The sequence below is a fragment of the Flavobacteriales bacterium genome, from assembly GCA_013001705.1.
Lineage (GTDB): Bacteria > Bacteroidota > Bacteroidia > Flavobacteriales_D > JABDKJ01 > JABDLZ01.
In genome coordinates, this window is record JABDLZ010000170.1 from 1 (window position 1) to 13,775 (window position 13,775).

Genomic DNA, 13,775 nt, shown 5'->3' on the forward strand with positions numbered 1-13,775 from the left:
GGTCCACATACTGTATGTAGAGGACGACCCGAGTCTGGGGTTCGTGGTGCAGGATAGGCTCAAAGCCGAGGGCTTCATCGTCCATCTCATGCGGGATGGTAAGTCGGCTTTGCAACAATTCAACTCCCGTGATTATGACTGCTGCGTCTTGGATGTCATGCTACCACAGAAGGATGGCTTCAGTCTGGCAGAAGACATCCGCAAGGTGGATTCTGAGATACCCATCCTTTTCCTCACCGCTAGAGAAAGTATAGACGATAAAGCGACCGGATTCAATAAAGGTGGGGATGACTACCTCACCAAACCTTTTGAACACAGAGAACTCGTGATGCGCATCCAAGCCCTGCTGAAGCGCCATAGAAGACAACCTGAGCAGAGTACCCGTACCATTGGAAATTATAGGTATGATGAGCGTACCATGACGCTCGGTCATGGCGATGATCTTCGGAGATTGACCAAGACAGAGAACAAAGTGCTCTCTGTACTTCACGCGCATCGGGATCAGGTCTTGGAGCGGGAACTTCTGCTTAATCTGGTATGGGGCAAGGATGACTACCAGACCGGTAGGAGTTTGGATGTCTATGTCTCCAAGTTGAGGAAATATCTATCCCAAGACCCGCGTATCCGTATTGAGAATGTACATGGAGTAGGATTCAAACTCGAAGTCGATGGAGATTGATGCAACCCAAGGCCCTATCGGGGTATTTGATAGTGGGTATGGCGGACTCACTGTGTTCCGCGAGATAAAAGATGCCTTGCCTGAATATGACTATCTGTATCTAGGAGACAATGCACGTACTCCTTACGGCACCCGTTCGCAAGAGACGGTCTATGATTTCACCTTGCAAGGCGTGGAGTATCTCTTTTCCAAAGGTTGTTCGCTGATCATATTGGCTTGCAATACAGCCTCGGCCACGGCTCTGCGTACCATACAGCAGAGTGATCTACATCGCTGGGGAGAAGACAAGCGGGTACTCGGGGTCATTCGACCTACTACAGAGAGATTGTCAGAACTTACCCGTTCAGGTCATCTGGGACTCTTTGCCACTGAGGCTACCGTCCAATCCCGATCCTATATCATCGAAGGTGCGAACTATGCCCCAGAGGTCACCATCCATCAACAGGCATGTCCCATGTGGGTGCCCATCATAGAAAATGACGAGCAGGAGAGCCAAGCAGCTGATTATTTCACAGCCAAGTACGTAAACGCCCTTCTCAAACAGCATCAGGATATCGATGCCGTACTACTGGCCTGTACCCACTATCCCATTCTTGCCGAAAAGATCCGTTCCCATCTTCCAAAAGAGATCGATCTTATCAGTCAAGGCACACTCGTAGCTGAATCACTGGTCGATTACCTTTCCCGCCATCAATGGATGCAGGATAGGTGTTCTCAGGAGGGGAGAATGACCTTTCTCACAACGGATTCCCCGACTGATTTCGACACCAAGGCCACTAAATTCTTCAATGGATCGGTCAAGTCGGAACACGTCACCCTGCTCTAAGATATGGGCATGAAAAAACCCCTTCCAACGAGTGGAAGAGGTTTTTGTTAGTACTAAAATCCTTGGATTCAGACAGTCGCCAATTGAGCATCGATCTTCTCACTCAGTACGTTCTTCGGAACAGCACCAACTGATTTATCTACTACTTCTCCATTCTTGATGAAAAGGATGGTAGGAATATTCCTGACCCCATACTTCATCGCAATTTCTTGATTACTGTCTACATCGACTTTTCCGATCACGGCTCTGTCATTATACTCCTCATGGAGTTCGTCAACGATAGGAGCGATCATGCGGCAAGGTCCACACCATGCAGCCCAGAAGTCTATCATCACAGGCTTATCGGTACTTAGGATTTCCTCAAAATTCGAGGTATTGATCTCTACTGCCATGGTTTCTGTTTTCTATAATTTGATACGAAGTTAAAGTGAAAAGTACTCTTCAAAGTCCTTGCCATGCATGGCTTCATGTCAGAATTGCATGCCTGATATGTGTATAATTGACACCATCGCGGTGTAATGCCCTGTAAATCAACAATAAGTGTCTTCCCGTTGACAGATTGGCTGTCATTCCTATTGTGGACAAGTCATTCCTCTCAAAAGGCTAATTTTAGGCCTCATTTCTCAAGGATACAGGTAGATGTTCGATAATCTTTCAGATAAACTCGATAGAGCGTTCAAAGTACTCAAGGGCCAGGGGCAGATCACAGAGATCAATGTGGCAGAGACCCTCAAAGAGGTACGTAGGGCCTTGCTCGATGCAGACGTTGAATACAGAACGGCAAAGAAATTCACCGACCGGGTAAAGGAAAAAGCGCTAGGAGAAGATGTGCTCACCGCCTTGAAACCGAGTCAGGTCTTGGTCAAAGTCTGTCACGATGAGCTGGTGCAACTCATGGGAGGAGAGCAGGTGGACATCAGTCTGGAGGGTCGCCCACCGGTGATCCTTATGTCTGGTCTGCAGGGCTCAGGTAAGACTACCTTCTCGGGTAAATTGGCCAACATGCTAAAGACCAAGCAAGGGCGTAGACCTTTATTGGTGGCTTGTGATGTCTACCGCCCAGCAGCCATCGATCAGCTGCACGTGGTAGGGGACAGCATAGGAGTGGAGGTATTTTCCAACAAGGAATCCAAAGACCCGGTGTCAATCGCAACATCTGCCATAGAGCATGCCCGCCAGAATGGACTGAGTCCAGTGATTGTGGATACGGCCGGTCGATTGGCCGTGGACGAGCAGATGATGGATGAGATAGAACGGGTCAAGAATGCTATCCAGCCGTCTGAAACACTGTTCGTGGTCGATTCCATGACGGGACAGGATGCGGTGAATACAGCCAAGACCTTCAATGAACGGATCGATTTCAATGGGGTGGTCCTCACCAAATTGGATGGGGATACGCGAGGTGGAGCTGCGCTTTCTATCCGATCAGTGGTCGAGAAACCCATCAAGTTCATAGGTACAGGAGAAAAGATGGATGCTATCGATGTATTCCATCCCGACCGTATGGCCAACCGCATACTCGGTATGGGGGATGTGGTCTCGCTGGTGGAGAAAGCTCAGGAGCAATTCGATGAGGAAGAGGCCAAACGTCTTCAGAAGAAGATGGCCAAGAATAAATTCGATTTTGAGGATTTCTTGAGTCAGATCCAGCAGATCAAGAAGATGGGGAACCTAAAGGATCTCATGGGTATGATCCCAGGTATGGGCAAGATGATGCGCAATGTCGATATGGATGATGACGCCTTCAAAGGCATCGAGGCCATCATCCGATCGATGACCCCCCAAGAACGATCCAATCCGGATATACTCGATCAGAATAGAAAGAAACGAATAGCTAAAGGAGCTGGTACCGATGTGCAGGAGGTCAACAAATTGGTCAAGCAATTCGGTGAGATGCGCAAGATGATGAAACTCATGAGCAACAAACGGAACATGGCAAATATGATGCGCAACCTCCAGCGGATGGGCGGTGCCGGTATGCCTAAAGCCTGATCGAATGAGAGTACTGGACGGTAGGGCCACCGCTAAGGCCATCAAGGAAGAAATAGCCGAAGAAGTGCAAGAAATGGTGGCCAAGGGCATGACGAGGCCTCACCTTGCTGCAGTTCTGGTGGGGGATGATCCTGCAAGTCAGACCTATGTGGGTGCCAAGGTCAAGGCCTGTGAGCAAGTCGGATTCAAAAGCTCCTTGGTCGAGCTCCCTAATGAGACCAGTGAAGAAGACCTGTTGAAGAAGGTAGAGGAACTCAATCGACAGGATGACCTCCATGGCTTCATCGTACAGCTGCCTCTACCAGACCATATCGATGGTCAGAAGGTTCTGGAAGCCATCGATCCTAGTAAGGATGTGGACGGCTTCCATCCGGTCAATGTAGGGAAGATGGTACTCGGCCTTCCGTGTTTCCTTCCCGCCACTCCCTATGGTATCCTTCAATTGCTGGAGCGTAATGATATCAAGACAACAGGCAAGCATTGCGTGGTCATAGGAAGGAGTCATATTGTGGGTTCTCCCATGAGCATCTTACTTGCGCGAAATGCAGAACCTGGAAACTGTACCGTGACACTGGCACACAGCCGTACACAGAACATCGAGGATCTGACCCGACAGGCAGATATCATCATCGCGGCTGTGGGCCGTAAGCACTTCGTGACAGCTGATATGGTCAAGCCAGGCGCTGTAGTGGTGGATGTAGGTATCCATCGCATTCCCGATGACAGCAAGAAACGCGGTTATCGCCTCATCGGTGACGTGGACTATGAGCAGGTGTCAGACAAGGTGGAGGCCATCTCTCCCGTGCCTGGTGGAGTAGGTCCGATGACCATCGTCTCACTGCTGAAGAATACGCTCCAGGCAGCCCAGTAGATCTTCTAAGGTACCTGGTCCATGGCAGCATTTTCATATCTTCAGACGTCTGCTTAGAGAAAGTCCTGTCATGCGTTATCTCCTTGTACTTCTTGCCCTATCCATTACAGGTTTATCGAATGGCCAGTCCCTGGTCTATGGACTCTATACCGATGCCAATGCCCCCTATAACGGCTACAGCATTCTCGCCACCATTGATGCCGGTACCGGAACTATACTTGAGAAGGATACCATCTACGGGTATGATGCGGTCGCCTTAGGGAGTTCCTCATTCGATCAGCTATCGGGCAACTACATCTATGTGGCTGCGGGGAATCAATCATTCGACCTTCTGAGTCGGAATGTCTATACGAATACCACGGTCTCCTCACCGCCATCTACTATGACGGCCAATGCCTTGCAATTCGACATGGCCAGTGGACAGACCTATGCACTGGGCTATGACATGAGCACCGGTACGACTTTCCTATCCATTGATGTGACTACAGGTACCGCTACCGTGGTCTCCTCGCTCGCACAAGTGGATGCTGTAGTCCTGGGAGCTTCTTGTTTCGACCCCATGGATGGTATCTTTTATTTCATCGGTATCTCTACTGATTTCCAGTCGAAACTATTTGGAGTGGACGCTCAGAGCGGGCAGCTTGTTATGGATATAACAATGGATCTAGGCCCCAATGAATATCTGAACGAATTGGAATATGATATCGAAGGGGATGTCTTCTATGCCTTGCATCGGACAGGTTCTGGGATCATGCATTTCGCTCAGATCGACCCTGTGAGTGGTCAGATATTCGATCTGTTGGATATCACCGGCAACGTCAATTACTTCACTCCAGATGCTTCGGTATATGAGCAGGAGAACGATCAGTTCATCATGCTGACCGTCAGTCCCAACACGATTCTTACCATCGATGCCGATGAAGGTGAAGTGCTCAGCCAAGCCCCTATCTCATATTCCATCATCGAGTTGGAAGTGGACAATGTCGATTTTGCAAATGCTCAATTCGTCTCAGTAGCAGAATATGAACGGGAATCATTGGATCTTTTTCCCAATCCATCAGATGGTCGTCTATTCATCAGCAGTCCCACTCAGTATCTGGAAAATACGCCCTATCTGATACGAGATAATACCGGAGCTATCGTAGCTCGTGGTTCGCTAAACCCTGAATCATCAGCAGATGTCCAAGAATTGAAGAATGGATCCTACATCATCTCTGTGCAAGGCGAGTCCGGTGTTTATGCCGCTCCTTTTCTCATTCAGCGCTGATTCCTTCTTTACTTCCGAAACATTCTACCGTAGGATTCGATATAATTGAATCCAAATACATGACATATGATTTCGATTGGAGCGCGAGTAAAACATCCCACCTTCGGTGAAGGTATTGTCACCGGTCAAGACGCACACACTTGGCAGATCTTCTTCAGAGAAGGGGACCAGGAGATCAGTAGGAGTTTCGATGGTATGCAACTCTTGGACTATGGCTATGTCTCAGAATCCGAGGAGGAGCCCGGAATAGACATGGACATCATCGAAGAGGCGCTGAAGAATGTCATCGATGAGATGACTGCCATTCAATATCCAGTGGAGATGGGCGAGAAATGGGAGGGAGGTACGCTAGAGATGGTTCCCGGAAAAGATGGGCTTCAGAGCAAACAAGTACCTATAGAGACCTTCTTTCATAAGATCGTCATGATGCGTGATCGACTCAGGGTATTGGAGCAGAATATCAACAGCCATAAAGTGCTCAGCGATCAGGATAAGGTGGCCTTGCAGCAGTATATCACCCGTTGCTATGGTTCGATGACTACCTTCAACGTCCTATTTGAAGACAAGGAAGACTATTTCAAGGGAGAGAAGAAGTGACTTGAGATTGTTTCTAGCGTCTACAGAGGGATAGAAGCAATACTGACCTTACAAGAAATTACAAGAATGGATTTGACAAGAGAATTGATGCAGAATCTCGGTGAAAATGGGATTCATCGCATCAGCCAAGAAGTAGGAATGCAACCACAGGAAACGAAGACTGCAATGTCAGCGATCGTCCCCGTTCTGCTAGGGGCCATGGCCCAGAACTCCCAATCGACCGAGGGTGCAAATGGATTGCTCTCCGCACTGGACCGTGATCACGATGGCAGTGTACTCGATGATATCGGTGGTTTCTTGGGTGGGGCCATGCAGGGAAATCGCAGCTCCAATGGTTCTGGTATCCTACGTCATATCCTAGGGGATAAGAAAGAGCCTATTGAACATGGCTTGTCCAATAAGATCGGTGTGGATTCTAACAGCATCAGCAAACTGATGAGCATGCTGGCCCCACTCGTAATGGCCTACCTCGGCAAACAGAAGCGATCGAGCGGTACAGGAGGCTTCGATACCGGAGGACTAGGTGGTCTTCTTGGAAAATTAGCCGGGGGTTCACGCCAGAGCGGTGGTATCGATGTAGGTGACATCATGGACATGATGGGCGGACTATCCGGTTCATCCAAGAGCTCAGGTGGAATGCTGGGAGGGCTATTGAAAGGCATGCTCCGTAGGAGATGATATTAAGAGAACTTGTGGAATGACCCTTATCCCATCGGATAGGGGTCTTTTCGTTCATAGGTCCATGTCCAACTGGAACTCGTTCTCTTCCGGGAAGAGGTCTTTCAGATTGACCTTCTCCTTTTCAATGACACCGGGTATCAACGCCACTTTCGCGATATAGTTCGCATCACGTGGCAAGGAGGCCTCGTAATTCCCACGTCTGTCTGTTCGAGCTGTGAATACGGCCATATCCGTTCGTGTATCGTAGAAGATGACATCCAGGAAGGCGGCCGGTTTCTCTCCTTTGTCACTGGTGATACGTCCGTACACGGTCACATTGCGCTGTCGGTCCAGTAGTTCGGAATCAATGTTCAAGGAGTGAAGGATGTCAGCCTGACTCAAGTCGATCTCATAGATGTCCCGCGCTCCTATTCCATCCGGATATTCCGCGGAGATGAGTAGTTTCTGATTGTCGGCCGTCATAGAAAAGGTGGATTCTTCATTGACCGTATTGATAGGATAGCCCAGATTGACTGGCGTGGTCCATTCACCATCCACTATCTCGCTTCTGAAGATGTCATAACTACCTAGTGTCAGATGCCCGTTGCTTGCGAAGAAGAGCGTGCTTCCATTGGGATGGATGAAGACGAACTTCTCATCACCGGTGGTATTGATCACTTCCCCTAGATTCTCAGGACGGGACCATGAATCTGCACTGGTCCTGTGACTCACATAGATATCTCCCCGTCCAAGGCCTTTCGGACGCTCCGATACGAAATACATGGTATTCCCATCGGCAGTGATACTCACTGAACTCTCGAAATAGCTCGTGTTGATCGGGCGAGGGAGTTTCTCAGGAATACTCCATTGCCCTTTGAATTCACTCACATAGATATCCCCAGCATGGTCAGAATCGTTCTTGTAGACGAAGAGCTTATCCCCACTTCCATTGATACTCAGTACGGCATCGTGTGTCGGGCTGTTGACCTTCTCTGAGAATCGCTCGGCCGCTTCCCATCGGGATTCTTCCTTGTTCCATTCAGAATAGTAGATGTCCTCGAAATACTTGTGGTCCCCATTCTCATCTACGGCATTGCTGGTCTCACTGGGTCTACGTGAGGTGTAGACCATCATCTGTCCATCCGCTGTGACACTGGGGGCATAGTCATCGAATCGGGAATTGATCTCCTTGTCCAAGTTGGTGATGGTCACGGGTATGGCTTGCGCCATCATTTCCTGAGCATAGTCGCACTGAGCGATCAATGCACTTACGTTGAGTCGTTTCTGACGGGCATCGGAGCTGATCTCCCGATACTTCCGATAGTAGGTCTTGGCCTTTTCGAGTTCGGCCAGTCGGTGATAGGTCTGTCCCAGCAGGAAGTAGAGATCCACGTCTACATCACTATCCAATTCTTGAGCCTTCTCTAGATAATCCCTCGCAATATCATAGTGTTTGAGGGCATATTGTGTCTCACCGATTCGGAAGTTGATCAAAGCCCCATCGGGGTTTTCCTTGTAGACCTGACGGTAACTATCCAATGCTCCCCAGTAATCACGCTTAAGGAAGGCCTGGCGCCCTTCGGTCATACGGATGAGATTCTTGGTCTGTGCAGGCACCTGCACAATCAAAAAGAAACTGAAGATTATAATGAGCAGACTTCTCATGGGTCGATTCGTTCTACAGTGCTCCGATAATTCAATTCACGCTGTGCTTCATGACCTTCGAACTCGGCCAGGACGGCCGCTACTGCTCCGATGATCGCAGTGAATGAAGCAATAATGAAGCCAAGCAAGGGCAGGGTCATTCCGAAGGCGATTCCCAATCCGAGTGCGATACTCTCTCCGCGTCTTCCACGTATATAGCTGAATCCTTCTTTGAGACTCATCTTCTTACGCTCATTGACATAGTCGATCATCGAGAAGCCGTAGTAGAAAGCACCTATCAGCAAAGAGAAGATGGCGGAGAATGGGGCCAGGAAAGGAAGGAAGAGCGTGATGATCCAAAGCACAAGAAGCAGGCTCATCTCCGCAAAGAAATTGCGTAAGGCGACCAGACTTCCTCGCAAGGCATCCTTGATCAATTGTTTCAGGTCGAAGGGGTAGGTCTTCCCGGTAACTATCTCCTCGGTACGCTCAGAGAGTAGAGCAAGCACGGGTGAGAGAATGGCCAGTAGTACATACTTGCTGATCAAGAGCAGCAGCCCCCACATGGCGATGCGCACTACGATGGCGATGATCACCGTGTAGCCGTCATTGTACCAGGCCTTGAGCGTTTCCCAGAAATTCCAGAACCAGCTCATTCGACCTTCTTCCACAGTTGATGCTTCGATATCCAATCGGCCTGCGATCATTATCTCCACAGAATCCACAATACCGGAGATGATCTGGAGTCCCCCGATCCAATACAGGATACTGAGCACGAAAGGGTAGATGAAATAATGGGTCAATCGATGGCGGAAGATGAAACTGACCGCATCGAAGAATGCCTTGAGACCGCGTTTGAAACCCTTGAGAAATCCCATACTCCTTGCGCCTCAAATGTACATGCATTGTCCGATCCAGCGGTCTGAATCATGGAGTCGGCCTAGGATAGCTATGCAAGAATGTTCGATCGGTAATCGCCTGCTGATCTTTACCTTCGCGCTTTGAAAGAACACATGGAGAATTCACCGCTCAGTGCTATCAGTCCGGTCGATGGACGCTACAGCAGCAAGACGACCGAACTCGGTCCCTATTTCTCAGAACACGCTCTCATCAGATACCGCACACAGGTAGAGGTAGCTTATTTCAAACGCTTGTGTCAGATACCCTTGCCTCAATTGGCCGATGTACCTGCTGATGCCTTGGAGCGCATACAGGCACGTATGGATGCCTTCTCCATGGAGGATGCACTACAGGTCAAGAAGACGGAAAAGACCACCAATCACGATGTAAAAGCGGTAGAATACCTACTCAAATCATGGATGGATGAAGAAGGTCTATCGGATTACAAGGAATTCGTGCATTTCGGACTGACCTCTCAGGACATCAACAATACCTCCATCCCCATGAGTATCAAGGATGCCATGCTGGAGGTCTACCTCCCCAAGGTGGAGGATATCCTCCGTATACTGGATGGTCTGGTAGATGAATGGAGTGATGTGGCCATGCTCGCACGTACTCATGGCCAAGCGGCTTCTCCCACGCGTCTGGGTAAGGAGATGCAGGTCTTTACAGAGCGCATCCGTGTGCAACTCGACCTGCTGAAGACCATCCCTTACTCGGCCAAATTCGGTGGTGCTACTGGAAATTTCAACGCCCATCATGTGGCATACCCCGATGTGGATTGGCCGGCCTTTGCAGATGCCTTCTGTGCTGATGACCTGGGCGTATCCCGCTCCCGTACTACCACGCAGGTGGAGCATTACGATAATCTAGCGGCACTGATGGACAATTTGTCCCGCATCCATGTCATCCTGCTCGATCTATGCCGCGACATGTGGACCTATGTCTCGATGGATTATTTCAAGCAGAGGATCGTGGCCGGAGAAGTTGGGTCCAGTGCGATGCCGCACAAGGTCAATCCCATCGACTTTGAGAATGCGGAGGGAAATCTGGGTATCGCCAATGCCCTCTTTGGACATTTATCCGCAAAATTGCCCATCTCACGGCTGCAGCGCGACCTCACTGATAGCACGGCCATGCGGAATCTCGGAATGCCTTTCGCCCATGGACTGATCGCATTGAAGAGCATCGAGAGGGGGCTGGGTAAACTCCTCCTCAATCGCGAGAAGTTGGCCGAAGACCTCGAGAACAACTGGGCGGTGGTGGCAGAGGCCATACAGACCATCCTGCGTAGGGAGAACTACCCCGAGCCCTACGAGGCGCTCAAGGCCCTGACCCGCACCAACAGCGTGATGAACCAAGACAGCATGCATGAATTCATAGATGGATTGGAAGTGTCGGATTCGGTCAAGTCCGAACTGAAGTCCATTCGTCCAGAGAATTATACGGGGGTCTGACCCTGGGCAATAGACCTACATGTGAAGAAATTTTCTATCTGGTTAAACCCTTTGAATCCTAGCTGGTCTAAGAAGGAGCAGATTTAATCTTGATCCTGTCACAATGGTATGGCTATTGTGGCCTTAATTTTTTCTCGAACACCCATTTGACCACCCAAGCTCTATGTCAATATTTCCGAAACACGTTCTCTTGTTGATAGCTGTCCTGAGCATTTCTTTTCATGCGGTATCACAAGGTCCGCCCAATGGGTTGCGCATCAATGGGAAGGTGATCGATGCCCAGGCTCAGGCTCCTGTAGCCTATGCGACTATAGTGGCCAAGACTAAGGCAGCATCTGAACTCGTGACCGGAACAACTACCGATGATGCAGGTCGTTTCTCCATGCTGAGTAGGAATCCTGAGGTCTATATCATCGTGAGTTTCTTGGGATATCAGAACGATACCATTCGGGATTTCGTCATTGAGAACGGTAGGGTAGACCTTGGAGAGATAGCCATCTCACCCGATCAGGAAATGCTCGATGAGGTAGTGGTGAGAGGGGAAGTGTCCCGTACCACCTTTGAACTGGACAAGCGGGTCTTCAACGTAGGCAAGGACCTGAGTACATCTGGGGCGAGTGCCATGGAGGTGCTCAACAATGTGCCATCTGTCAATGTGAACATCGAAGGAGAGGTCAGTTTGAGAGGTAGCTCGGGAGTGCAGATTCTCATAGATGGTAAACCCTCGGTCCTTTCCGATGATCCTGCCAATCTGCTGGGCTCCATCACAGCCGATATGATCGAGAAGATAGAGGTCATCACCAATCCTTCGGCCAAGTACAATGCAGAAGGTACCTCTGGTATACTCAACATCGTTCTCAAAAAGGAGGAGAAAGAAGGACTGAATGGCTCGGTCTCGGTAAATACCGGTATCCCGGACAATCACAGTATCGGGATAAGCCTCAATCGCAGAACACAGAAATTCAATCTCTTCACACAGATGGGGATCGGATACCGTTCACTCCCTCGATTCTCTGATAACATCAACTGGGACCGCACCTCAGGCACCCAATTGCTCAGTGAAGGAGAGTCTTTTCGAAATGAGACCTTTTACAACATCACTCTCGGTACGGACTATCATATCAATGACAACAACGTGGTCACTCTTTCGGGTCGCTATGCCTTTGAGACGGAGGATAATCCCGCTACCACTGAATTCCGTCAGGTGGATACAGAAGGAAATCTGCTCAACGCTTGGACGCGAAACGAGGATACCCAGGCTGATAATCCCAAGTGGAGATTCGATCTTCAATACAAGAAGCAATTTACCGACCATAAGAAGCACACCTTGCTCGTCAGCGCTCTGGGGAACTATTTCAACAAGGACCAGAGTTCAATCTTCAGTAACATCACCACAGAAGGCGTGAGCCTTTCCAATGAACAGCTCACAGCCACGGATTTCGGTCGGGCCGACTATACCTTCAAATTGGATTATGCACATCCCGTGAATGACCAGATCATCTTCGAGACCGGTGCGCAGTATGAGATGAACGATGTGGGCAATGACTATGAGGTGCGCGACCTGGTCGATGGGACCTATGTCATCGATCCTGCCTTGACCAACGATTTCGAATATGACCAGAAGGTGTTGGGGGTTTATGTGACCGGTGCTTACGAAGGCACCAAGGCCGGGGTGAAATTGGGCTTAAGAATGGAGGATACCGACTTGCAGACCCTCCTCGCCACTACGGATGAGAAGAATAGCCAGAAGTTCACCAATCTCTTTCCGAGCTTCCATAGCTCCTATAAGTTCACAGAGAATCTGAGTTTCCAGATAGGATATTCCCGCAGGATCAAGCGTCCCCGTCTCTGGGATCTGAATCCTTTCTTCAACATCACCAACAACTTCAATGTACGCACCGGAAATCCCGACCTTCTTCCTGAGTACACCGATAGCTATGAGCTGACCGGTATCTACATCATGAAGAAGACAAGTCTGAGTTCGAGCCTCTATTATCGCTACACGACCGATGTGATGGAGCGGGTCTCTGTTTTTGAGGACAATGTAAACACCACCACTCCGCTCAACATCGGGACCAACGCCACCACCGGCATAGAAGTCACCGGTAAATATTCGGCAAATCGCTGGTTGACTCTCAATGGGGATTTCAATCTGAATCGCTTCGAGCGCAAAGGAGAATTCCAGGATACCGATTTCGATTTCACCGGGCAGCAATGGTCGGGTAGATTGACCTCCAAGTTCAAAGTCTCTAGAGACTTGGAATTCGAAATCACTGGGAATTACCGTTCCAAGTTCCAGACAGTACAGGGAGTGCAATCGTCCTCTCCTTCAGTGGATCTGGGGCTGCGCCAGAAATTCATGGATGGAAAGCTAGTGGCCAATGTAGGCGTGCGTGATCTCTTCAAGACCCGCATCTTCGAGAGTGTGATCGATGAGGAGGATTTCTACCTCTACTCCTGGAACCAGCGGGGTCGCTTCATCACCTTCGGACTGAGCTACGGCTTCGGCAAAGGTGAGGCTATGTCCTATTCAGGGGGTAGAAGGAGATGATGTACCTAGCTATGCCATGAGCTTTGTTTGGACATAGATTTCTCCGATAATACGTGTCGCTGTTGAAGTGAAATGGGGGCCTTCTTGAGTTAAGAACTAATTTTATTTTGTTGCCTGTTCAACTTACGAAGAAGTCGCTCTACATTACGACCGATTCTTCGGTTGAATCTTTCGTTTTGCTTGTCAACTCCTACAAAATAGCCACTTGGAAGTGGTAGCAATCGATCCATTTTGTTTTTACTATGAACCACTCCGCTCGACATGTCCAATTGAATGTTACTCCTGACTGCTGGAGTTAATATCGGAAGAAAGAAAGGCGGCCATCCTGCAC

At 49.4% G+C, this 13,775-nt stretch carries 12 protein-coding genes; 9 read left to right on the forward strand and 3 right to left on the reverse strand.

Annotation, left to right across the window (positions count from 1 at the left end):
• Nucleotides 1-679 (forward strand): response regulator transcription factor (locus HKN79_07025; protein ID NNC83313.1); only part of this gene is annotated, 679 nt, incomplete at its 5' end.
• Entirely contained in the window at nucleotides 669-1,505 is an 837-nt protein-coding gene (gene murI / locus HKN79_07030) for a glutamate racemase (protein NNC83314.1), read from the forward strand. The genes HKN79_07025 and murI, both read left to right, overlap by 11 nt.
• Before the next feature lie 68 nt (nucleotides 1,506-1,573).
• Here the strand turns inward: murI and trxA are convergent, their stop codons facing one another.
• Nucleotides 1,574-1,897 carry a thioredoxin gene (gene trxA, locus HKN79_07035; protein NNC83315.1) on the reverse strand — a complete coding sequence of 108 codons (324 nt, stop codon included), beginning with the start codon at nucleotides 1,895-1,897 and terminating at the stop codon, nucleotides 1,574-1,576.
• A gap of 247 nt (nucleotides 1,898-2,144) precedes the next feature.
• On the opposite strand from trxA, the gene ffh reads away from it, so the two are divergent.
• From ffh to HKN79_07060, 5 genes are all read left to right on the forward strand, one after another.
• Nucleotides 2,145-3,497, forward strand: a complete 1,353-nt coding sequence (ffh, locus tag HKN79_07040) for a signal recognition particle protein (GenBank protein NNC83316.1) — start codon at nucleotides 2,145-2,147, stop codon at nucleotides 3,495-3,497.
• A 4-nt stretch (nucleotides 3,498-3,501) separates the two neighbouring features.
• Nucleotides 3,502-4,368, forward strand: a complete 867-nt coding sequence (gene folD, locus HKN79_07045; protein ID NNC83317.1) for a bifunctional methylenetetrahydrofolate dehydrogenase/methenyltetrahydrofolate cyclohydrolase FolD — start codon at nucleotides 3,502-3,504, stop codon at nucleotides 4,366-4,368.
• A 70-nt stretch (nucleotides 4,369-4,438) separates the two neighbouring features.
• Nucleotides 4,439-5,635, forward strand: coding sequence for a T9SS type A sorting domain-containing protein (locus HKN79_07050; protein NNC83318.1), 1,197 nt, complete (start codon nucleotides 4,439-4,441; stop codon nucleotides 5,633-5,635).
• 66 nt (nucleotides 5,636-5,701) lie between these two features.
• A complete protein-coding gene (locus HKN79_07055; protein ID NNC83319.1) occupies nucleotides 5,702-6,232 on the forward strand; it encodes a hypothetical protein in 531 nt (176 codons plus the stop codon).
• Between the two features lie 66 nt (nucleotides 6,233-6,298).
• Nucleotides 6,299-6,910: a DUF937 domain-containing protein gene (locus HKN79_07060; protein ID NNC83320.1), complete on the forward strand. Its 612-nt coding sequence runs from the start codon at nucleotides 6,299-6,301 to the stop codon at nucleotides 6,908-6,910.
• A 54-nt stretch (nucleotides 6,911-6,964) separates the two neighbouring features.
• Here HKN79_07060 and HKN79_07065 read toward each other — a convergent pair whose 3' ends face one another.
• Both HKN79_07065 and HKN79_07070 read right to left on the reverse strand, forming a co-directional pair.
• Complete coding sequence (locus tag HKN79_07065) at nucleotides 6,965-8,509, reverse strand: hypothetical protein (GenBank protein NNC83321.1); 1,545 nt, start codon at nucleotides 8,507-8,509, stop codon at nucleotides 6,965-6,967.
• Nucleotides 8,510-8,553: 44 nt separating this feature from the next.
• On the reverse strand, nucleotides 8,554-9,414 hold the full coding sequence (locus HKN79_07070; GenBank protein ID NNC83322.1) for an EI24 domain-containing protein: 861 nt from the start codon (nucleotides 9,412-9,414) through the stop codon (nucleotides 8,554-8,556).
• A 135-nt stretch (nucleotides 9,415-9,549) separates the two neighbouring features.
• Here HKN79_07070 and purB point away from each other — a divergent pair, with 135 nt between their 5' ends.
• Nucleotides 9,550-10,893, forward strand: coding sequence for an adenylosuccinate lyase (gene purB / locus HKN79_07075; protein ID NNC83323.1), 1,344 nt, complete (start codon nucleotides 9,550-9,552; stop codon nucleotides 10,891-10,893).
• A gap of 163 nt (nucleotides 10,894-11,056) precedes the next feature.
• Nucleotides 11,057-13,444 (forward strand): TonB-dependent receptor, encoded by a 2,388-nt coding sequence (locus tag HKN79_07080; GenBank protein NNC83324.1) that lies wholly within the window; start codon nucleotides 11,057-11,059, stop codon nucleotides 13,442-13,444.
• The last annotated feature ends 331 nt before the right edge of the window (nucleotides 13,445-13,775 follow it).

Bases quoted from the DNA above. Each gene is read 5' to 3' on its own strand.
- murI (NNC83314.1), top strand. From the start codon at position 669: ATGGAGATTGATGCAACCCAAGGCCCTATCGGGGTATTTGATAGTGGG.
- trxA (NNC83315.1), bottom strand. From the start codon at position 1,897: ATGGCAGTAGAGATCAATACCTCGAATTTTGAGGAAATCCTAAGTACC.
- ffh (NNC83316.1), top strand. From the start codon at position 2,145: ATGTTCGATAATCTTTCAGATAAACTCGATAGAGCGTTCAAAGTACTC.
- folD (NNC83317.1), top strand. From the start codon at position 3,502: ATGAGAGTACTGGACGGTAGGGCCACCGCTAAGGCCATCAAGGAAGAA.
- HKN79_07050 (NNC83318.1), top strand. From the start codon at position 4,439: ATGCGTTATCTCCTTGTACTTCTTGCCCTATCCATTACAGGTTTATCG.
- HKN79_07055 (NNC83319.1), top strand. From the start codon at position 5,702: ATGATTTCGATTGGAGCGCGAGTAAAACATCCCACCTTCGGTGAAGGT.
- HKN79_07060 (NNC83320.1), top strand. From the start codon at position 6,299: ATGGATTTGACAAGAGAATTGATGCAGAATCTCGGTGAAAATGGGATT.
- HKN79_07070 (NNC83322.1), bottom strand. From the start codon at position 9,414: ATGGGATTTCTCAAGGGTTTCAAACGCGGTCTCAAGGCATTCTTCGAT.
- purB (NNC83323.1), top strand. From the start codon at position 9,550: ATGGAGAATTCACCGCTCAGTGCTATCAGTCCGGTCGATGGACGCTAC.
- HKN79_07080 (NNC83324.1), top strand. From the start codon at position 11,057: ATGTCAATATTTCCGAAACACGTTCTCTTGTTGATAGCTGTCCTGAGC.